The organism is Nitrospira sp. (assembly GCA_024760525.1).
Lineage (GTDB): Bacteria > Nitrospirota > Nitrospiria > Nitrospirales > Nitrospiraceae > Nitrospira_D.
Genome location: CP060499.1, coordinates 409604 through 430859, shown reverse-complemented (window position 1 = coordinate 430859; position 21256 = coordinate 409604). Strand labels below are relative to the sequence as shown.

Below are 21256 nucleotides of genomic sequence, written 5' to 3'. Positions count from 1 at the left end.
AGAATCCGACCATGCAAACACTTGTTTTGACGGCCTTTGCCGACAGTGCGAACGTCAAGCAGCAGTTTGCGCGCGAACATGCCGACCGAATCGTGGAGGTCGCCACGCTCATCGCGCAGGCCTTCCGGAACGGCAACAAGGTTCTGCTCTTCGGTAACGGAGGGAGTTCAACGGACGCCGCCCATATCGCGGCGGAATTTGTCGGACGGTACAAACGCGACCGGGTACCGCTGCCTGCGATCGCGCTGGCGACGGACATTGCCGCCATTACTTGCATCGCGAACGACTACGGCTATGAAGAACTGTTTGCCCGCCAGGTGCGGGCGCATGGCCGACCAGGCGACATCGCGATCGGCATCAGCACCAGCGGGAATTCTCCGAACGTGCTGAAGGGGATCGCCGCCGCCCGCGAATGTGGTTTGACCACGGTGGCGTGGACCGGAGCGACAGGCAGCCAACTGGCCGGCCTCGTCGACTATCCCTTTGTCGTGCCATCCACGGTCACCTCCCGAATTCAAGAAAGCCACATCACACTCGGCCATGTCTTGTGCGAACTGGTAGAGGATCATCTCCTTGGGAAAGCGTCCTGATCGGACTTCCCCGACTCGTCCTCCCGCCTTGATCCCTCCGATCAATGCGTCGGATCTCAAGACCTATCCGTTGAAGAAACGGCACAGCAAGGTACGGCTTTCGGACTTCGCCACACCGTGGAAACGCGGAGGATCGTTCGCGACATTCTACTCGCGCCTCCCGGACATCTTAGCGGTCAAGACGTTGCGGGCCGTCGCGAACGCCGTCGTGAAGGCGCATCGGAATCACCGTCCCGTGATCGTCGGGATCGGCGCCCATGTGATCAAGGTTGGGCTGGCCCCGGTCATCACGGATTTGATGGAGCGAGGCATCGTCACCGCAGTGGCGATGAACGGGGCAGGGATTATTCACGACTTCGAATTGGCTCTGATGGGTCACACGTCTGAAGAAGTCGATGCCGAGATCGACGATGGCCGGTTCGGCATGGCGGAGGAGACGGGACGGATTCTGAATGAGGCGATCACCCGTGGGGCGAAGGATGGCCACGGGTTGGGTGAAGCCATCGGGCGCTATCTGAATCATTCTAGCAATCAGTTTCCGAATCGAGCCGTCAGCATTTTAGCCACAGGCGCCCGGCTCGGTATTCCGGTGACGGTGCACGTGGCAGTCGGAACCGATATCATCCACATGCATCCCTCCGCGGACGGAGCAGCCATCGGAGCCACGTCGCTTCTCGACTTCAGGCGCCTGACCGCCGTTGTTGCGGGTATGGAAGGCGGAGTCTACCTGAATATCGGATCGGCCGTGATACTTCCCGAGGTGTTTCTAAAAACACTGTCGTTGGGGCGAAATCTCGGCCATCCGATTACGAACATCACCACGGTGAATATGGATTTCCTCTCTCATTACCGTCCGCAGACCAATGTCGTGCGACGTCCCACGAAAAAGGGCGGCCAGGGCTATTCCCTGACCGGTCACCACGAAATCATGCTGCCGCTGCTGGCCGCGGCGGTGCTGGAGCAATTGGGATGAGACCGGCCATGGCGGCCACGACTGCTTCAATCCTCCTGTCTTCCGAAGATCTGCAGGCTCATTGGCAGCGCCTGAACGCACGGTACTTTGCCGGTTCATTGCCGCCGATTGCGATGTGCTGGAGCCGGCGCCTCACCTCCTCAGTCGGCATGTTCGCCAGCCGTGGAGGGCCGAAAGCAGGATATCCCGCCGGCAACCGCAGCCGTCGAGAGATTCGCCTGTCGCTTCCTTTGTTCGAGCGGCTCGCCGAACGGACACCGTACGCGGAACAGGAACTCCTGAACACCCTCGTCCATGAGATGATCCATCAATGGCAGTTCGATGTGCTGAAGCGGCGGCCCGATCATGGACTGGAATTCTTGCGAAAAATGACGGAGATCAACCGGTCCGGCGAAGTGGCCGTCACGACCCATCACTCCTTGGAGAAAGAAGTCCTTGCGCTCTCGAGATTTGCCTGGCGCTGCAAAGACTGCGGGCGGGTCTATCGACGGCAACGAAAATCCATCCAGCCCAAGCATCACCACTGCGGTGCCTGTCGAGGCTCTTTGGAAGAGCTCATGTCACCAACCAGATCGATCGAGAATCGGCTTCTCCCCTACCTCGCTCGCGTATCAGACATCATGCACCCATCCGCCCGACCGGGCAGGCTCGTCGATGCGCCGGAGCAACTGACGCTGAAATTAGCGTGATCGTCCAAAGCGTGATAGAGGGAGGCGGATTACGCGGCTTCTTGGTTCTTGGGGGACTGGGAGCGTAAACGCTCCCGATTCGCGCGGTCCAGGGCCCCGGCCAACGCGTCGACAGAAATGGGCTTTGAGAGATAGTCATCCATTCCTGCCGCCAGACACCGTTCGCGATCCCCCTGCATCGCATTCGCCGTCATGGCAATGATCGGCACGTGATGGGAAGGTTCTAGTTTCTGGTTGCCGGTTTCTGGTTGGAGACGGGAATGCTCCTGCCTTGGACCCGCAACCCGTAATCCGGAACTCGAAACAGTTTTGGACGCTTCACGCTGCCTGATCTCCCTCGTGGCTTCGAAACCATCCATTTCCGGCATTTGGCAATCCATGAAGACCACGTCATAGTGAACATGAGAGAGCGCTTCGATGGCTTCGCGCCCATTGGCCACTACGTCGATTCGATAGCCCAACCGCTGGAAGAGACGAACGGCAACTTTCTGGTTGATAATGTTATCCTCGGCCAAGAGAATGCGAAGATCCGCTTTGGCATTGGTTTCTGCAAGTGTGTGCCGAGTAATAAGAGGGAGCGGTTCGTTCGTTGTCGGCACGTATGCCGAGAGCTGTGTCATGACTGCGGCAAGGCAATCGTGTAATTGCCGCTCACGGATCGGCTTTGTCAAGTAGGCTGCCAACCCAGCTTCCCTGGCGATCTTGGCGTCACCTCGCCGGCCCAGCGAGGTGAGCAACACAAGCCGGATCTCAGCTCCTTCAGGCCGGGTCTTTATCGCACGCACCAGTTCGATTCCCTCCATCGATCCCATATCCACATCCAACAGCGCGAGATCAAACCGTGACCGTCCGTGTCGACGGCTCAACACATCCAATGCCTCGGGGCCGCTACGGGCAAGCGTCGGCTCCATCCCCCATGATTTGGTCATCAGCTCAAGAATCTTTCGATTGATGGCCTTGTCGTCCACAATCAAGACACGGAGACCCTCCAACACGGCATTGGGCGGGTCAGCTCTGTGGAAGCCCTCAGCCTGTTTGCGCAGGTTCACCGTAAACCAGAAGCAACTCCCTTCTCCAACCCGGCTGGTCGCGCCAATCGTTCCACCCATCATCTCAACAAGTCGTTTGCAAATCGCCAGGCCGAGACCGGTCCCGCCGTACTTCCTCGTGGTGGACCCATCGGCTTGACTGAACGACCGAAAGAGCCTTTCGCGGGCTTCGCCGGAAATCCCGATGCCTGTGTCCGTGACTGCGACACGAATGGTCGAATCCTCCATCGATTGAGCCTCAACCGTCACTTCCACGATAACATCGCCGCTGTCGGTGAATTTGATCGCATTCGCCATCAAATTCATCACGACCTGCCGTAAGCGCCCGGGGTCACCGAGTAAATTGCGCGGCACATCGGCGTGAAAGAGACAGGCCAAATTGAGCCCCTTGGATGACGCTCGTTCTGCAACGAGGTCCAACGATTCGTCGATGGCGAGGCGAAGGTCGAACTCAATCACTTCCAAATCCAGTTTTCCCGCTTCAATCTTGGAAAAATCCAGGATGTCGTTGATGATCGTCAGCAGATGGTCCCCGCAGGTTCGAGCTGTTTCAGCATATTCTCTCTGTTCATCAGTCAATTTCGTATCGAGCAGGAGACCCGTCATCCCAATGACCCCGTTCATCGGGGTGCGGATCTCGTGACTCATCGTCGCCAAAAAAGACGATTTCGCTTCGGTGGCGGCTTTGGCTTCCCTCAAAGCGGCATCCAGCTGCTGATTGATGTGCTCCAACTGCTGGGCGTAATCTTTCAGCGCTTGCTCTGCTTCCTTCCGGCTCGTGATGTCTCGAATGAATGCGCTGAAGATGACGGAGCCCTCGACCGGCAACGGCGTCATGGCAATTTCAGCGGGGAATTCACGGCCGTCACGTCGAAGGGTGGTCATCTCGATCAACATGTTTGCGATGGATATGTCCTGAGGCTCAAGGAGACGCCGAACATACTCCTGGTAACTCAGACGATGGGACGGCGCAACGATGGTGGCGCCGAAATCGCGTCCAAGAACTTCAAACGCAGACCACCCGAAGATCTGCTCTGCCTGGGCGTTCCACTCCGTGATTCGACCGGCATGGTCCATCGTGATCACGGCATCGAGCGCTGTGTCGATGATCAGCCGCGTGCGGGTTTCGTTCTCATGGAGCGCCGCTTCCACTTCGGCCCGCTCAATGAAAAGACCGATCTGGCTTCCGATCGTCCCCAATGTTTTCAGGAGATCCCAATCCTGCGACTGCGCTTCTTGGCCGAAGAACTCCATGACGCCGTAGACGTGGGCTCTCAGCCAAACGGGAAACACACATGCCGCGTGCAACATACGAGTGGATTCAAGAGATCCGGGCGCGACTCCGGCGTCCTTTCCAATGTCCTCCACCCACAGGGGCTCACCGCGGGCCCAGCTACGCCCAGGGAGACCGGACCCGGACATGAACGTTTCCTGTTTTCGCAGCCTGACAAAATCCAACAGGTCGGTTCCATTGCCACACCAAGCCTGTACACAGCGAAGAGAGCGCCGGTCTTCTTGAACTCGCCAAAACAGCCCGGCGTGCCAGTCCGAGCTGACTGCAATCGCCCGGAGAAGCTCCGGAATCGCTTGCTCGACCGTAGAGGCTTCTGCAAGGACTTTCGCCACGGCATGCTGGAGGGCTTGACGGCGATCGCTACGCTTTTCCTCTGTCACATCCCGGAGCACGCTCAGAACCGATTGCACGGTGCCGTCTTCGGCCGGAAGCGGGACGGATGTGATCTCGATCCAGCGGGATTGCCCCGACAACCCGATGAGTCTACCTTTTCCACAGGTTTCCCGGCCTTCTCGAGCCGCCTTCAGCATTTCTTCGATCCGCACACAATCATTCGCGTGGATACAGTCTCGGAGGTCTTTGCCGACGATCTCTTCTGTAAAGCCCGCATCGAACAGGACACGCCCGGCCGGGTTGACCTGAAGCACACGGCAATCAAGCCCGAGCACCAAAATCCCTTGCGGTTCGGCTTCCAAGACACTCCGAAGCCTGTGTTCATTCTCCTGAAAGCGAATTCTCTCCGCTTCCGCGCGCAGCCAACCTGCCCGTGCGCGACGAGAAGTCTGTATGAGCAAGAAAATCAAGGGAGCAACGACCAACACATTGGCCGCCGCAATGATCCAGAAAACGCTCACCCCCTCCTCCATCATCATTCACGCTCCGGGCGCACCTATCGGTCCAGGCCCACGCCGACACCAGGCCTTAGAGTCCGTTATGTGCTGTATCGGTCCATTATGTGACGACTTGAGGATGAAATTTCATGGACTTACAGAGCGCTGAGAAGAAATAAAGCGCGGCCCAGCAGGGAATATGGGTAAGTTTGTCGCTCTTTCCCTGTGACTGACGGCACGGTATGATGGGGCTATGGTCGCGAAGGTTTTTCCGCGCAATCAACTCCTGTCCGAACTTTCCGCTGAACGAGCAAAGGGGAAACGGGTCGTCTTCACGAACGGTTGCTTCGACCTCATGCATATCGGTCATACGCGCTATCTGCAGGCAGCCAAGGCGTTGGGCGATCTCCTGGTCGTCGCGGTGAACAGTGACGCGTCTGTCCGCAAGTTGGACAAGGCGCCCGATCGACCGATCGTGCCGCAGGCACAACGGGCTGAAGTGGTGGCGGCCTTGGGCTGTGTGGATTTTGTCGTGATCTTCGATGAACCTGACCCACTCCAGCTCATCACCGCCGTCCAACCGGACGTCCTCGTGAAGGGCGGGGATTGGGCCATCGACCAGATCGTCGGCCGAGAGATCGTCGAGGCGCGCGGAGGCGTGGTCAAAACCATTCCTTTGGTTTCCGGCCTTTCCACAACCGGACTCCTTCAACGCATCCGGTCAACCACGAAGTGATGCGTGCCTGAGAACAATCTCCACTCCTCATCCTGGCTTGCTCCACTTCATTCGGCGCTCGGCCAAGACGGCGCTCGGCCCTGCCTGATTGGAACACACGGGTCTACGGCGGCCTGTGCTCTGACGCTGCTTGAATCTCCTCGTACACATGCGTCCGGCCATCCCCGACCATGGGTCGTTCTCACGGCAACCGACGAATCTGCCGAACGAATCTTCAATGACCTGTGCTTCTTCCACGAACTCATGGGCCGTCCGACCGACGGTCTGGCCTGGTTCCCGGAATGGGAAACGCTCCCCTATGAAGCAACAGCGCCGCACGTCGGGTTGATCGCGCGGCGGATGACGACGCTGCATCGGCTGCTGGTCACCCCGCCCACCCTCCTCGTCACCTCCGTCGCCGCCGCGATGCACCGTTTGCTCCCTCGCTCGACATTCGAGCAGGCGATTTTTCGTTTCGAGACGGCGGCGAGCGTTGAGCGGGAATTGCTCACCACCAATCTGCTGCGCCTGGGATACCGACGCGTGTCCGTTGTGGAAATTCCAGGAGAGTTCAGCATCCGGGGCGGCATTGTTGATATCTTTTCGACCGCGTATGCCAATCCCATTCGGGTAGAATTTCTTGGCGATCAGGTTGAATCCATTCGTTTGTTCGACCCGTCAACCCAGACCTCCATCACAAAACTGACCGACGCCTGGGTCTTACCGGCGCGGGAATTCATTCGTCCCGCAGACGCTCCGGATACGATCGCGCCGATTCAGGCCGACGCGGAGTGGCGAAGCCCCGACTTGTACGACTCCATGGACACATTATTCGACTATCTCACCGGGTTCCCTTTTCTGGCCCTCGATCAGCCGGCCATGCTGAACAAGACGTGTGAGACGGCGTGGGAAAAGATCGACGATGGATATCTTCGCCATGTCGATCGTGACGTGTCGTCCCCCTATCCTTCACCTGAGCGACTGTTTCTGACCTGGCACGATATCCAACAACGGATTGCGGGCTGGCCGATGTTGGCGCTCGAACCGTTGACGGCACCGGATTCAACGTGGAATCCGACGTTTTCATTTTCCTCTCAACTGCCCGGCAGCATAGGCCTCGGAGTCCGGGGGGCCGCATTCAGTCAAACCCTTCGTCTGTTGGAAGGCCTGCGGAATGAGCATCGTGTCGTGGTGGTGGCGCGGAGCCGCGGGCAGGTCGACCGATTGCTGGCGCTTTTCCGAGAGCACGATTTGCCGGCTGATCCATGGAAACCGTCGATCTGGTCAAGTCCGGTTACCGGAAAATTCCCATTTTATGTGTTGCACGGCGATCTCTCGACCGGGTTTCTCTCCGGAGATCTTCGGCTTGCGCTGTTGACCGAAGAGGAACTGTTCGCGAAGGGAGCCCGACATAAACCACAGCCAAAGAGCCGAACGGCAACTTTCCTCTCTTCCTTAGAAGACCTCAACGTGGGCGATTACGTCGTGCACGTGCAGCACGGGATCGCCAAGTATCGCGGACTGAAACGCCTGTTGGTGCAGGATTTCGAGAGCGACTTCCTGATTCTGGAGTTTTTCGGCGGAGATACGCTCTATGTCCCGCTCGATCGTTTGAATCAGATCCAACGCTACAGCGGAGCCGAAAGCCATGTCCCTCGACTGGATCGCCTTGGCGGAACCAGTTGGGCCAAAACCACCGCTCGGGTGAAGAAGGACATCGAAGAGATGGCTCAAGAACTGATCGATCTCTACGCAAACCGCGAATTGGTGAAACGGAATGCGTACGGCTCGACGACAACCCTCTATCACGAATTCGAAGCGGCCTTTGAGTACGAAGAAACATCGGATCAGCTGAAAGCCATCGAGGACATCGGTCGGGACATGGAATCGACAAAGCCGATGGACCGCCTGGTCTGCGGGGACGTCGGATACGGGAAGACGGAAGTGGCCATGCGCGCCGCCTTCAAAGCCGTGGAGCATGACCGACAAGTGGCCGTGTTGGTGCCGACCACCCTCCTGGCTCACCAACACTACGAGAACTTCGCCGAACGATTCGGACCGTTTCCCATGCGGGTGGCACTGCTTTCTCGGTTTCAGTCGCCCAAGGAAACCAAAGCTATTCTCAAAGAAGTCTCGGCCGGGACCATCGATGTCGTGATCGGCACGCACCGTCTTCTTCAGAAGGACGTGGCGTTCCGGCAACTCGGCTTGGTCATCATTGACGAGGAGCAGTGGTTCGGCGTCAAGCATAAGGAGAGACTGAAGCAACTGCGCACTCAGGTGGATGTGCTGACGTTGACCGCCACACCCATTCCGCGCACCCTTCAAATGGCCATGTCGAGTGTTCGGGATCTCTCTATCATCGATACCCCGCCCGCCGGGCGGTTGGCGATCAAGACGGAGGTGATCCGATCCAGCGACAAGGCGGTGCGAGACGCGATCCTGCGTGAGCTCGGACGGGGGGGACAAGTCTATTTCGTCCACAATCGGGTCGAAACCATGGAGCGGATCGGAGCGTGGCTGCACCAGTTGGTTCCCGAAGCCAGGATGGTCATGGCGCACGGCCAGATGGACGGCAGGCCGTTGGAGGCCGTCATGCTGAGATTCGTCAAGCGCGAAGCCGACGTCCTGATTGCCTCGGCCATCATCCAGTCCGGTCTCGACGTCCCGAACGCGAACACCATCATCGTCAATCGGGCCGACCTCTTCGGCCTCGCACAGCTATACCAGTTGCGTGGACGAGTCGGGCGCGGCGGAGAGCAGGCCTATGCGTACTTCCTCATCCCCGACGAAGGAACGCTCACGGGCGATGCTCAGAAACGATTGATCGCGATTCAGCAGTTCACGGAACTCGGATCGGGATTCCGAATCGCCGCGGCAGACCTTGAGATTCGAGGAGCCGGCAATCTCCTGGGGAAACAGCAATCCGGCCATATCGCCGCCATCGGCTTGGATCTCTACATGCAAATGGTGGAACAAGCAGTCCAGCGGTTGAAGGGCCAGGCTGTCGAGGAAGAGCCGGACCCGACCCTCCAGCTACCGGTTTCCGCCTTTATTCCCGAGCAGTATGTGGCCGATCCACATCAGCGTCTGTCGCTCTATAAACGACTGACAGCGTGTTGCCAAGTCGGCGAGCTGGCCCTGTTACACGGAGAAATTCAGGACCGGTACGGCCCTCTTCCGGAACCGATCGAACGACTTCTCGAAGTGATGCAACTTCGGACTCATGCCAAACGTCTTCGCATGGCTGCCATTGAGGTGCATGGCCGGTCGGCAAAGATCGTCTTCCAACCGAAAGCCGCAATCCCGGAGCGCGCAGTCCACCGCTTGATGGACCAGCTCAAAAAGCGGCTGCACTTCCTGACCCCTCTCTCCTTTGAAATCCAGATGACCCATGACGACTGGCCGTCACTCTTCCTGGAACTCAACGCAACCTTGCAAAGCCTCGATCTCTGTGATACCAAGTCCCTCCAAAAGGATGCGACTACCTTATGACCGAGACCCGCATGTGCCACAATATATGATGCCTTTCCGGTTCCCCATCCTCGGCAGCACATATCGCCTGTGTTTCCTTCTTGTTAGCCTATTGGCCGGGTGGGGTCCGGTGTTGTCGGGCTGCGCGGAGCGGCAGGAAGAGCCGGTTGTCGCTCTGGTCAATGGGCGAGCCATCACTCAAACCGAATTTGACCTGCGCTGGGGCGAACTCTCCCAGGCCACGCGTTCGCGCTACGAAAAGGAAGGCGGCAAGCGAAGGTTCCTGGATGAACTCATCACCCGAGAGCTGCTGATGCAGGAAGCCCGCCGTCGCGGACTTGATCAGAACGATGCCATACGGGACAAAACCCAGCGATATAAAGAACAGTTGATCCTTGACGAGCTCTTGAAGGACAAACTCCAATCCAAGGTCGAGCTCACACAGGGGGAACTCGCCTCCTACTACGAGAGCCATGCAAGCGAGCTGTTGGATCCTTTAAAAGCCAACGTCTCGCTGATGCTGCTGCCCAATGTGTATGCAGCCAGAGACCTCGAGGCGCAGGTCAATCGCGGTGGAAGCTTTGCGAAGTTCGCGCAGCGGTACTCGATCGATGAGAAGACAAAAGCAAAAGGGGGCGACCTCGGGCCGTACCGAAAGGGGCTGGTGCCTTCCGAAGTTGATTCCGTCATCCATACGCTCAAACTGGGGATGGTCAGTGCGCCCATTAAGGCTGAGAACGGCTATTATTTGGTCATGCTGAGCCCTCTTGACGAGACAATTATCCAGGCCGACCTGGCGACGCAGGAACGGCTTCGGCAAGAGTTACTGGCCGATAAGCGCCGCAAACGGTTCGATGAAGTCATAGCCGATATCCGGACCAACGCCGCTGTTCGCTTCGCCGAGGCTTCCCGCTATATCACCGAGGACACCGGGAAACGCTAGCCTGACCCGATTCCACAGACCTATCTTTTTCATGTAGAATTGTCGGCACACGCACTACCGGGTGAAAGGATCATGAAACTCGCCTCGCTCCGATCAGATTGGCTGATCCGATTCAAATTGCCGTTGGCCTTGTTGGTGGTGTCGACCTGGCCTGCAGCCTATTCAGCCGCTCATTTGCAGGATCGCATCGTGGCCATCGTGAATTCCGAATTGATCATGTTGTCGGATGTCACGCGAGAGTTCGGAACGGAGAAGGAGCGTCTTTCCCGCGAGCACCGTGGAAACGATCTCGCCCAGCGATTGAAGACAGCGGAATACATGACATTGACGAAGCTGATCGAGCGGAGGCTCCAACTGCAAGAAGCCAAGACCAGAAAGATCGAGGTGTCCGATCTCGAACTCAAGCAGGCCCTTGAGCAGGTGAAGCATGAAAACCGCACTCTCGATACCGCCAATTCGATGAACGTGCGGGACGTTCGTGATCAGCTGATCCTCATGAAAGTGATAGACCAGCACATTCGCGGCAACATTATGGTCGGAGACTCTGAAATTAGGCGGTACTACCAGGAACATCGCGAGCGATTCGCCTATCCCCAGGAATACCATCTAAGCCAGATCATCATCAGGCCGCGTTCCGCCGACGGACTGGCGGACGCCCTGACCAAGGCCCGGCGCGCCATGGACGACCTGAAGCACGGCGAGAAATTCGAAGATGTCGCCATGCAGTATTCCGACGGCGCCAATGCCCTGCAAGGCGGACGCCTCGGATTGGTCCGGCACGGAGAACTCCTACCGGTGATTGAACAGGCGATCGCCCACTTGGTGCCGGGGGGGATCTCCGACATTATTGAGAGCCCCGAGGGAATCCAAATCATCCGTCTGGATGACAAGAAACCCAAAGAGTTTCGTAAGTACGAGGATGTATGGCGCGAAATTCAGTCGTTGGTCTATCAGAAGAAGAGCGATGACATGTATCAATCCTGGCTGGTCGATTTAAAGAACAAAGCCTACATCGAGATCAAGTTTGACCAAGCCGCCGACAAACCTCAGCCGCAGCCGGTCAGCTCGATTCCTTAAGGATAGGTCAAGTGGCATCAGCGCGAAGTCTTCCGGCTGCGTCACGTATCGCTCCCCACACTCGATCCCGTCCGTCTCCGGTTACCGACGAATAAGGAATCAACATTTCTCCCTCGGCCAGTCCGAGGACCCGATGCGCCTGCCTCAGGGTACGCACCCGTTCGCTGGGCCTCAGTTTGTCGATCTTGGTCGCAACGACGAGCGGATTCCGGCGGATGGATCGGAGCCATGCGATGGTCTGGCGATCCTGGTCGGTCACGACCCTGCTGTCCACCAACAAGACGACCTCCAGCAGGGAGGTTCGACCGATGAGATAGTCTTCAATCAACGGGCCCCATTGGGTTCGGACGGACTTCGACACTCTGGCAAACCCATAGCCGGGTAAGTCCACGAGGTAGAAGCGCGACATGCCGGGATCAGAGGTTGAAATCAGAAATACGTTGACGGCTCTCGTTTTTCCCGGCGTCCGGCTGACTTTCGCCATGTCCCGACGATTGAGCAACGAATTGATTAACGACGATTTTCCCACATTGGAACGTCCCACAAAGGCAACTTCATGGAGGTCCCCGGAAGGAAATTGTTCTGGGGATACGCAACTTTTGATAAACTCAGCCGCGAAGATTTTCATGCCGTCAGGCTAGGTCATGGACTCAAGACGGAAACCAAGGCGCAGTCCTGTCTTTCTGCGTCACTACACATACGATCCTCCCCCACCCAAGTCAACCGGCCGTCGAACCGTGGCACGCGTTCTCCTATGGACCACGTTACTGGCGGGCATACCTTTGGGCCTCCTGGCATTGAGCTGGCTCGTAACCTTTCCCGATGTAGATTTGCTTGTGCGAACCAATCCGATCTCGACGGCCCTCATGGAACGTCGTCTGGCAAGCGCAACACAACAGGGGCGCACCGGCCGGCGGGAATGGACCTGGGTGCCGCTGAGCCGAATCTCGCCTGAGCTACAACGTGCCGTGATCGCCGCCGAAGACGCCGCATTCTTCGACCATGAAGGGTTTGATTGGGACGGCATTCGCGATGCCGCGCTGTATAACCTGGAAGCAGGAGAGATAAAACGGGGTGGGAGCACCATTACCCAGCAACTTGCAAAAAATCTCTACCTGTCGTCTGAGCGCTCGCTGTTCCGCAAAGCTCGCGAGGCGTTGATCACTCGATCACTGGAACACCGGTTGACGAAGGGGCGTATCCTTGAACTGTACTTGAATGTGGCGGAGTGGGGGCGCGGCGTGTACGGCGCCGAGGCCGCCGCTCGTCATCATTTTGCGAAATCGGCCTCGGACCTCACCGCCGACGAAGCGGCCTGGTTGGCGGCCATTCTCCCCAGTCCTCAACGATACGACCCCATCAGAAAAACCAATGCGCTGACGCGCCGGCACCAGCGCATTCTTCGCTGGATGGATCAAGTCTCCGTTTCCTCTCACAAACGTGCCCAGTAAAGACGCTGTTAGATTTCCCTCTCGTCACCCACCTGACTGTAATCTTGTTCGCCGAAGATGGCCGATTCGTTGGTGTAGTGTTTGAATTCGAGCAGATTATGCGAAGGGTCTTCGAGAAAGAACGTGCGGTGCTCGATGCGCGTCCCGGGGAATCGCACGCGCGGTTGCTGGTAGAACGCAAGGCCCTTCGCCTTGGCCCGATCGGCCAGCGCCTGCCACTCATCCAAGGAGAGAAACACCAACCCGAAATGACGGGGATAGATTCCTTTCTGTTTCGTGGATTGATCCGGCACGACATGCGCGACAAGTTGATGACCGGCTAGACCAAGCGTGACGGCATGCTTCGATCGCCGCCCGACGGTACAGCCGAGACCGTCCACATAAAACCGGTGCGTGGCGTCCACGTCGTGGATCGGAAAGGCGAGATGAAACACGCTATTGCTCATCAAAATCTGTCCCTCACGGTCGGTATTCGCTTACCATCCCACCATCCCGCCGCCATATACGGTGTCACATGCATGATGGCGAATTGTCCATTCGGCTTCAAGACTAAGGTCCCCGCAGAGCCATTGATCCGAGCGACCAGCTTCTTCAATACAAGTCGTGCTGCGGCCGCCGGTGTCTTTCCATGACCTAAACGAGTGCACATCTCTTTGGCGACGGCCAGACGAATGATGCCCTCGCCCAATCCCGTCATCGACACAGCGCCGGCTTCATTGTCAGCATACACCCCGCACCCGATCATGGGTGTATCCCCCACTCGTCCGGGCAACATGAGATCGATTCCGCCGGTCGACGCACCGGCAGCGACCGTCCCCGTTCGATCGAGTGCGACCGCACCGACCGTTCCATGCTGTTTCCGCGAGGATTTCTTCAGCTTCAGCATCGCGCCATAGGCGAGACGGCGGGGCGTCGCCCGAGTCCGGTGACGCTCTATCTTGAAATGCTCGGCGAACTTCGTCGCCAATGGGCCCACAAGCAGCACGTGATCCGTCTCATCTATTACAAGTCGGGCGGCGGTGATCGGATGGACGACTCCTTCAATGGATGCCACCGCTCCTGCGCGCAGATGATCCCCTTCCATGATGGATGCATCCATCCGCCGCACACCGTCCAGCTGCAGTCGTGATCCCTTTCCCGCGTTGAAAAGACCGCTACGCTCGAGAACGCGAATGGTCTGCTCGACGGCCACGAGCGCCGAACCACCGCGATCCAGCACATGGTAGCCGACCTGCAATGCGGCACGCAGGCAAGCGGTTTGTGGTGAGGTCATCGCACGAGGGCCGGCGCCTCCGTGCGCGAGGATGATGGGACGGACAGATTTCAATTCAAGAGCAGATCTCGGGTCTTCCGATAGGCAGGATTCTGCATGCGGTCCAGATCGGACCGCACAAAGCCCAGACCCGTTACGCAGAGTTCAAAGTTCTCGGATAATTTTTGAAACAACGGCAAGCTGGTTTCCGCATCATCCCGGCCGATCTGGGCCACGATCCCGTAGGACCGTTTGCCGGTCTTCACATAGTCCACCAGGAAATCCTTGTGATAGATGCGGCCGGCCGATTTAAGCCGTCGAAGATATTCGGGGAATAAACCGGCCATGAACAGGGTGAAATCACCGATGTGGCGGTGGACGTCTCCCTCACGATCCAGGGATTGCGCCTCCAACATCACTTCCGATTCAAAGAGTAGATCAACGACCGTATCGATCGGCTGATTCTGCCGATCTCTGATCTTATAGAGCTGATCCGTATGGGTGAAATCGACCAGCAGATTGGAAACGTACGAGGTGACCTTGGGGTCGGGCCAGCCGAGATGTTCCGTAAAACTCTTCTCGGTTAACGCGCCAAAGAGTTGCCGAAGCGGGTGTCGTGGAGGAACTTGAGTGCCCATCTCCACCTCCTGCGAAGGCCGATGAGACTTGAACTCAGTATACCAGATCGCGACTGAAAACCGACCTCCACTCTTATCGATTCTATCGGAACTCCATCGTCAGACCTTGAGTGAGAGTGAGTTCCGCTCTCGACTGTCCACCACAAATGTCACAGGTCCGTCGTTGACCAACGCCACCTGCATATGCGCCGCGAAGACTCCCGTTTCAACCGGCGTACCGGCTGTTCGCAAGCCGGCCGCGACTCGTTCGTAGAGCTGCTTGGCCTGTTCAGAAGGCGCGGCCTCGTCGAAACTGGGCCGGCGGCCGTTCGAGGTTCGGCCCAGCAGGGTGAACTGGGAGACCAACAAGACAGCCCCGCCCACGTCCGTCAGTGATCGATTCATCTTTCCCTGCTCATCAGCGAAAATTCGCAGGCTCCTGATTTTGTCGATCAGATACCCTGCGTCCGACTCGTCATCGCCTTTCGCCACTCCCAACAACACCATCAAGCCGTTTTGGATCCGGCCGACGATGTTCCCATCGACCTCCACCGACGCATGCGTGACGCGCTGAATGACCGCTCTCATGGCGTGAGGTCATCCTCCCTGCAACTGCGCCAATGTCCCTTCGAGGGACAGCAATTTGCGTTTCATGGAGAGTCCTCCCGAGAAGCCGCCCAGTGAGGCATCGTGGGCGACAATCCGGTGACAGGGGATGACGATCGGCAACGGATTCGCGCCGACCGCATTACCGACCGCGCGGGCATAGTGCCGTCCCCCTACGCGCGCCGCGATCCACTGATACGATCGAAGCTTCCCGTACGGCACCCGTTGTAGCGCCCGCCATACTTGTCGTTGAAACGATGTTCCCTGCGACAGATCGAGCGGCACATCAAAGGTATCCCGTTTCCCCTCTATATAGTCGAGCAGCTGCCGGCGCGCTGCCTCCAGTCGTGTCGATGCTTCTTGCTGCAACGGCCCGTCGGACTGTGCTCTGAGATCGGACTCGACAGCCCGCTTTGAGCGTTTCGGCAACACAATCGCTTGAATCCCTTTCTGGGATTCCGCTATGCCCATCCAACCCCATGATGAACGAAAGATCATCGCACGCAACATGAATCGCTCCTTGTTATCCCATCGCTCGTCCGAGCTTCCTGCGAACCATCCCCCACACCACTCCGAGTTCCTCAGACCGGAACAACACATGGACACCGAGATATCCACCGACACTCAACCCGATGGCGGCAAACAGCATCACGGATTTCATGACCCATTCGGCAGGGTGCGTCCAGACCTGTGCGCCGGCCACCCACCAGCAGGCAATGACCAGGGGAATACATGCCGCCAGTACCCGCAGGGAAGACCGTCCCACCGCTGCCCAGTCAACTCCGCCGAGTCTCCTGTTCAACACCGCTACGAGAATGATTCCATTAACCATAGCCGCCAATGCCGTAGCGAGCGCCAATCCTGCCGCGCCGAGAAAAGACATCAATGCTAACGAGAAGAGGACATTCGCTGCCAGCGCGACCGCCGCCGAGATGGCCGGCGTCTTGGTATCCTGCAGTGAATAGAATGCCGCGACGATGATGCGCACCCCTCCGAATGCCCACAAGCCGACCGCGTAACAGAGAACGGCCAACGCAGTCTCCGCCGTATCGTGGGCGGTGAACGTGCCATGCTCAAAGAACAGATGCACGATGGGAACGCGCAGCAGAATCAAGCCCACCATCGCCGGCACGATGATGAAAAGAATCATGCGCAGGCCGAACCCGAGTGTGGTGCGCAGTTCATCCAACGCGCCTCGCGCCGCTTGTGAGGATAACGTCGGGAGAATCGCCGTCGCCAATGCGACGCCGAAGATGCCCAGTGGAAATTGGATCAGCCGCATGCCGTAAAATAGATAGGTCGGTCCACCGGCGAAGAACGACGCCAACACCGTACTCACGGTCAGATTGATCTGCGTCACCGAAAGGCCAAGCAGCGTGGGCACCATCAGCGTGCCGATCCGTCTCAGGCCCGGATGGCCCGGCTCGAATCGAAATCCGAACAACAATCCTCGCAGTTTCAGGCTGGGAAGCTGCATGGCGAACTGAGCCGCTCCTCCCGCCACGACGCCGATCGCCACCCCGATAATCGGCTCCTCCAAATGCGGAGCCAGCCAAACAGCCCCGACAATGATGAAGACATTGAGGAAAAGCGGTGAGAAGGCCGGCGCGGCAAAGGCTCGCACCGAGTTCAAAATTCCCATCGCCAACGCCGCTAAGCTGATGAACAGAAGATAGGGAAACATGACACGGGCGAGCAGCGTCGTGAGCGCGAGTTTGTCGGGATTGTCCTGAAATCCCGGCGCGAGCAGCTGGACAAGCCAGGGAGCAGCCACAATCCCGACCATCGTGACCAGCGTGACGACGGTCAGGAGCGTCGTGAATACCGCGCTAGCCAATTCCCAGGCTTCCTGTTTACCCCGTGTCGTCCGGTACTCCGTATACACAGGGATGAAGGCCGACGACATCGAGCCTTCGGCAAACAGCTCGCGAAGAAGACTGGGAATGCGGAACGCGATGAAGAACGCGTCGGCCGCCGGCGTCGCGCCGAACAACCGCGCCAGGACCATGTCGCGGATGAAGCCGAGGATGCGGCTGGAAAACGTGGCGACGCCGATCACCCCGGCTGCTTTGACGACCGAACGATTCTCATCCTGAGGTTTGTCTGGAACGCCGGCCGGCACGGTGGGCTCTGACATGGACCGGATTCTAGCGGAACGATCGCAGGCCGTCTATCGATGGAGCAATTTCATGGCCGGTAGTGTGGTTGGTTCTGGCTGGCTCCAAGAGTCGATCGCTTTACCGATCAGGTGGAACGGCCACATCACTGATGGCAATCATTTCAGCACCACCTTCTCTCGTTTGACACGCTGCTCTACGATGGTATATTTTCTATACCAGAATGGATTTTGAGTTTGATCCGTCAAAGAGCGCCGCTAATCTGAGCAAGCATGGGATCGATTTTGTGGAAGCCCAAAAGCTTTGGGACGATGAGGATCGGCTTGAGATCTCCGCAAGGACAGAAGATGAGCCCCGATACGTTCTTATTTCCGTTCTCGATCAGAAGCTTTGGTCTGCCTTTTTTACCTATCGGAAGGAACGAATCCGGCTGATTTCCGTTCGACGAGCCAGAAAGGAAGAGAGGGAACTCTACTATGAAGGCAAAGAATCTTGAGAAGATGTTCGATGAGGGGAAGGACGTAACGCCTCATCTCGATCTCTCGAAGGCGCGCCGTCCAGGGCATGAACAGAGACGAGTCAATGTCGATTTTCCCAATTGGATCATCGACTCATTGGACATACAAGCCCGGCGTCTCGGCGTGACGAGGCAATCCGTCATCAAAATGTGGATTGCAGAGCGATTGAAGCAGGAAGTGAAGAAGGCGAGTTGAGTTTTTGAGTCTGGGTCCCTGGCGCTATCCGACGTGTTGCGCCAGGAGACCCGTTGTTCGCTCGATCACGCCGCGAGTCGCTGAACCGGTGGTCGGCTCGTGATGCTGACGACGTTTGCTCCCATCTCCTTTGACATTTCCGCCTTGGCCTGCGCCTTCATTTCCAATGTGCCGTTGAAGACGACACCTTCCTCCATCGATAGGACCGGAGTCGTCAAGCTGCCTTGCACAACGGCGGGAGCACGGAGCACGATCTGGTTCGTCGCTTGGATATCTCCCGTGATGGTTCCGTGGCACACCACGGTCCCAGCCGTGACCTTGGCCTTGATCACCGCCTCCGGACCCACAAGCAAGCCGCCGTCCGTATGGATTTCGCCATCGAGCGCGCCATCAATGCGTACCGTGCCGGAATAGGTGATGATCCCCTTGAACTCAACGTCTTTTCCGACGAAAGCGACCTCATCCGGAAGTGTCGGGCCGCTCTTGGACTGGCTGCGCCTGTCCTCCACCCAGCGTTCCCGCTCTCGTTCTCCCTCTCCCCCTTCCCCCTCTTCCTGCTTCCACATAATATGACTCCCTCCTTATCCATCCTTATTGGGCCATGGTCCATACCCAGCCGAACGGTCACGCCGAGTCTCTTCTCTATCGGTTGGTTACGGTTATTTGTTGAGAGCCCAAGGGAGGACAGGAGATTTCTTACGGCTCCTGGACCAATTCATTCGGTAATTCATTGGGATTGTCGTCTCGGTGGCTCGGGCTCACCTCAGCAAGAAGAAGGCCGCACGCCTCGATGCTCTGGCATAACCCGCCGACAACATCGCCTGTTTTCAATCGGCCGACAGCGGCTTGCGCGATCTGCGACCATCGTTCCATTGGAACGCGTTGAAATAATGGTTGATCCGGCAGCACGTAGATCTGATGCTCCAAGAGAGACACCATGATCAGTACGCCGGTGCGCTCACGCGTCTGAGACACGGCATGTTGGGCGAACGCACGCTCGGCTCTGAGCCTTACTTTATGTCGCATCCTCTCGCTCGAGGTCAGCAGGCGGATGATAGGCACGCGGGTGCCGAGCCATACTCCCGTGCCATAGGCGACGATTATAACCAGCATCAGCCAAGCCCCGTTGGAGGCATGCCAATCCCAGGGAAGCCAGAGCAGTTCGGTGGTCAGCAGAATCGTCAGGGCCGACAGCGCGAGGACCAGTCCAGCCCGATATTGCGCATCGCGATAGAGCCCGGACCGGCCAACGATCATTGGAACGATTTCAGCATTCGTGTGTCGCTCCGCCGTATGCACCGCCAGCCTGACCCGCTCCTGTTCTTCGGCTGTCAGTCGAAGCCCATTACCAGTTTCCACTGGCTCCACCTCCTCCAAAACTCCCGCCGCCACCGCTGAAGCCACCGCCTCCGCCGCCGAACGATCCTCCACCCCACCCGCCGCCACGGCTGCTGTACCAGACCCAATCATCTATCCCTCGGTGTCGCATTGATCTTCCCGCCACACCGGAGCCACTAATGACGAACAGCAGAAGCAGGGTCACACCGCTTGCCACGAGCGCCGGTACCAACCAGGGTGCCAGTAGCAGAGAGATCCCCGCTCCCGCAACCGGCCCGATGAATCGGTGTGCATTCATCAGCACCAGCCCGACGAATAATCCGACCATGACGGCAATCGCGACCTGCGCGAGGGTATCATTTTCCTGTCGAGGGACGGCTTTCTCAGATGCCTGATAGGTCCCCTCGATGGTCTTCAGAATGGCGTTGATCCCACCGGTCACTCCTCCCGGGAAATCACCGGCGCGAAAGCGAGGAACGATCTCCTGTCTGATGATTTGCGCCGATCGAATGTCGGTCAATGCGCCCTCTAAGCCGTACCCGACTTCAATTCGAACTTTTCGTTCTCCAATCGCCACTACCAGCAGGACGCCGTTGTCGGTGCCTTTCTGACCAAGTTTCCACGTGGTCGCCACGCGATGGGAGAACTCTTCGAGGGGTTCCCCTTCGAGGGCGGGAATGACAAGCACGGCGACCTGGTTGCTCGATTGTGCTTCATGCGTCGCAAGTTGAGCAGTGAGCGACTCAACCGTGGAGTTGGGTAAGACGTGAGCGAGATCGACAACTTGCCCCGTCAGTGGAGGAACATCGAGCGCGGAGGCATGCGTTGTTAAAAAGAAGGAGGCAGCGGCCAGATAACAGCAGAACGCGAGGCGGCTCATTCCGGGTACTTTCAACCCTCTCCTCGGTTTCTCCCTCGATTCAAAACTTCACGTCCGGCGGTTTCGACACGGCGTTCTCATCGGCGACCGTAAAATTAGGCCGCTCTTCCAGGTGCAGCAGAAACTTGGCCGTCAGGTTGGTCGGAAAATACCGGACCATCTTGTTGTACTCCGCGACACGATCGATATACCGTTTGCGCGCCACCGTGATCCGATTCTCCGTCCCTTCCAGCTGGCTCTGGAGATCTCTGAAATTTTGATCGGCCTTGAGGTTCGGATAATTTTCGGCGATGGCGATGAGCCGGCCGAGCGCCGATGTCAGACCGGCTTGGGCCTTTTGAAAGGCTTCAAATGCAGCCGGGTCTTTCAGCACCTCGGGCGTCACTTGCACCCCCGTCGCCTTGGCCCGGGCATTGACGACTCCTTCAAGCGTTTCCTTTTCGTGGGCCGCGTACCCTTTGACCGTCGCGACAAGATTGGGAATGAGGTCGGCACGGCGCTGATACTGATTGATCACTTCACTCCACGCAGCCTTGGTATCTTCATCCAAACCTTGGAGATCGTTGTAGCCGCAACCGGATACCGACAATGCCCCGATCATCGCCATGACGATCGCCGTCTCTTTCCACCAGGTGCGCTCCATCATCC

General features: G+C 57.9%; 22 protein-coding genes. 10 read left to right on the top strand and 12 right to left on the bottom strand.

What is annotated here, in order from left to right; genetic code table 11:
• The first annotated feature begins 11 nt into the window (after positions 1-11).
• From H8K04_02070 to H8K04_02060, 3 genes are read left to right on the top strand one after another with little or no spacing between them, the layout of a single operon-like run.
• A complete protein-coding gene (locus H8K04_02070) occupies positions 12-590 on the top strand; it encodes a D-sedoheptulose 7-phosphate isomerase (GenBank protein ID UVT16373.1) in 579 nt (192 codons plus the stop codon).
• A 28-nt stretch (positions 591-618) separates the two neighbouring features.
• Positions 619-1563, top strand: coding sequence for a hypothetical protein (locus H8K04_02065; protein ID UVT17833.1), 945 nt, complete (start codon positions 619-621; stop codon positions 1561-1563).
• Between the two features lie 8 nt (positions 1564-1571).
• Positions 1572-2252: a SprT-like domain-containing protein gene (locus H8K04_02060; GenBank protein UVT16372.1), complete on the top strand. Its 681-nt coding sequence runs from the start codon at positions 1572-1574 to the stop codon at positions 2250-2252.
• Positions 2253-2281: 29 nt separating this feature from the next.
• Here H8K04_02060 and H8K04_02055 read toward each other — a convergent pair whose 3' ends face one another.
• Positions 2282-5449 carry a response regulator gene (locus tag H8K04_02055; GenBank protein UVT16371.1) on the bottom strand — a complete coding sequence of 1056 codons (3168 nt, stop codon included), beginning with the start codon at positions 5447-5449 and terminating at the stop codon, positions 2282-2284.
• Between the two features lie 229 nt (positions 5450-5678).
• Here H8K04_02055 and rfaE2 point away from each other — a divergent pair, with 229 nt between their 5' ends.
• From rfaE2 to H8K04_02035, 4 genes are all read left to right on the top strand, one after another.
• Positions 5679-6161 (top strand): D-glycero-beta-D-manno-heptose 1-phosphate adenylyltransferase, encoded by a 483-nt coding sequence (gene rfaE2, locus H8K04_02050; protein UVT16370.1) that lies wholly within the window; start codon positions 5679-5681, stop codon positions 6159-6161.
• Between the two features lie 3 nt (positions 6162-6164).
• Entirely contained in the window at positions 6165-9635 is a 3471-nt protein-coding gene (gene mfd, locus H8K04_02045; protein UVT16369.1) for a transcription-repair coupling factor, read from the top strand.
• A gap of 25 nt (positions 9636-9660) precedes the next feature.
• Positions 9661-10557: a peptidylprolyl isomerase gene (locus H8K04_02040; protein UVT16368.1), complete on the top strand. Its 897-nt coding sequence runs from the start codon at positions 9661-9663 to the stop codon at positions 10555-10557.
• Positions 10558-10629: 72 nt separating this feature from the next.
• Positions 10630-11634: a peptidyl-prolyl cis-trans isomerase gene (locus tag H8K04_02035; protein UVT16367.1), complete on the top strand. Its 1005-nt coding sequence runs from the start codon at positions 10630-10632 to the stop codon at positions 11632-11634.
• Positions 11635-11641: 7 nt separating this feature from the next.
• On the opposite strand, the gene H8K04_02030 is transcribed toward H8K04_02035, so the two are convergent.
• On the bottom strand, positions 11642-12262 hold the full coding sequence (locus H8K04_02030; protein UVT16366.1) for a YihA family ribosome biogenesis GTP-binding protein: 621 nt from the start codon (positions 12260-12262) through the stop codon (positions 11642-11644).
• 16 nt (positions 12263-12278) lie between these two features.
• Here H8K04_02030 and mtgA point away from each other — a divergent pair, with 16 nt between their 5' ends.
• Positions 12279-13085 (top strand): monofunctional biosynthetic peptidoglycan transglycosylase, encoded by an 807-nt coding sequence (mtgA, locus tag H8K04_02025; protein ID UVT16365.1) that lies wholly within the window; start codon positions 12279-12281, stop codon positions 13083-13085.
• 8 nt (positions 13086-13093) lie between these two features.
• Here the strand turns inward: mtgA and H8K04_02020 are convergent, their stop codons facing one another.
• The 6 genes from H8K04_02020 to murJ form a co-directional block, all read right to left on the bottom strand.
• Entirely contained in the window at positions 13094-13531 is a 438-nt protein-coding gene (locus tag H8K04_02020) for a VOC family protein (protein UVT16364.1), read from the bottom strand.
• On the bottom strand, positions 13531-14358 hold the full coding sequence (locus tag H8K04_02015) for an isoaspartyl peptidase/L-asparaginase (GenBank protein UVT16363.1): 828 nt from the start codon (positions 14356-14358) through the stop codon (positions 13531-13533). The genes H8K04_02020 and H8K04_02015 overlap by 1 nt, the downstream gene beginning before the upstream one ends.
• Positions 14359-14408: 50 nt before the next feature.
• Positions 14409-14975: a hypothetical protein gene (locus tag H8K04_02010; protein UVT16362.1), complete on the bottom strand. Its 567-nt coding sequence runs from the start codon at positions 14973-14975 to the stop codon at positions 14409-14411.
• Between the two features lie 99 nt (positions 14976-15074).
• Complete coding sequence (locus tag H8K04_02005) at positions 15075-15542, bottom strand: D-tyrosyl-tRNA(Tyr) deacylase (GenBank protein ID UVT16361.1); 468 nt, start codon at positions 15540-15542, stop codon at positions 15075-15077.
• A gap of 9 nt (positions 15543-15551) precedes the next feature.
• Positions 15552-16070: a methylated-DNA--[protein]-cysteine S-methyltransferase gene (locus tag H8K04_02000; protein UVT16360.1), complete on the bottom strand. Its 519-nt coding sequence runs from the start codon at positions 16068-16070 to the stop codon at positions 15552-15554.
• 13 nt (positions 16071-16083) lie between these two features.
• The gene (gene murJ, locus H8K04_01995) at positions 16084-17697 is read right to left on the bottom strand and encodes a murein biosynthesis integral membrane protein MurJ (protein UVT16359.1); all 1614 of its coding nucleotides are present in this window, start codon (positions 17695-17697) and stop codon (positions 16084-16086) included.
• 203 nt (positions 17698-17900) lie between these two features.
• On the opposite strand from murJ, the gene H8K04_01990 reads away from it, so the two are divergent.
• Together H8K04_01990 and H8K04_01985 are read left to right on the top strand one after the other, a co-directional pair.
• Entirely contained in the window at positions 17901-18173 is a 273-nt protein-coding gene (locus H8K04_01990) for a BrnT family toxin (protein ID UVT16358.1), read from the top strand.
• Positions 18154-18390, top strand: coding sequence for a CopG family transcriptional regulator (locus H8K04_01985; GenBank protein UVT16357.1), 237 nt, complete (start codon positions 18154-18156; stop codon positions 18388-18390). Before H8K04_01990 ends, H8K04_01985 begins: the two co-directional genes overlap by 20 nt.
• A gap of 65 nt (positions 18391-18455) precedes the next feature.
• Here H8K04_01985 and H8K04_01980 read toward each other — a convergent pair whose 3' ends face one another.
• From H8K04_01980 to H8K04_01965, 4 genes are all read right to left on the bottom strand, one after another.
• On the bottom strand, positions 18456-18956 hold the full coding sequence (locus H8K04_01980) for a polymer-forming cytoskeletal protein (protein UVT16356.1): 501 nt from the start codon (positions 18954-18956) through the stop codon (positions 18456-18458).
• A gap of 130 nt (positions 18957-19086) precedes the next feature.
• On the bottom strand, positions 19087-19749 hold the full coding sequence (locus tag H8K04_01975) for a TPM domain-containing protein (GenBank protein UVT16355.1): 663 nt from the start codon (positions 19747-19749) through the stop codon (positions 19087-19089).
• A complete protein-coding gene (locus tag H8K04_01970; protein UVT16354.1) occupies positions 19736-20608 on the bottom strand; it encodes a TPM domain-containing protein in 873 nt (290 codons plus the stop codon). Before H8K04_01970 ends, H8K04_01975 begins: the two co-directional genes overlap by 14 nt.
• 40 nt (positions 20609-20648) lie before the next feature.
• Complete coding sequence (locus tag H8K04_01965) at positions 20649-21251, bottom strand: LemA family protein (protein UVT17832.1); 603 nt, start codon at positions 21249-21251, stop codon at positions 20649-20651.
• Positions 21252-21256: the final 5 nt, after the last annotated feature.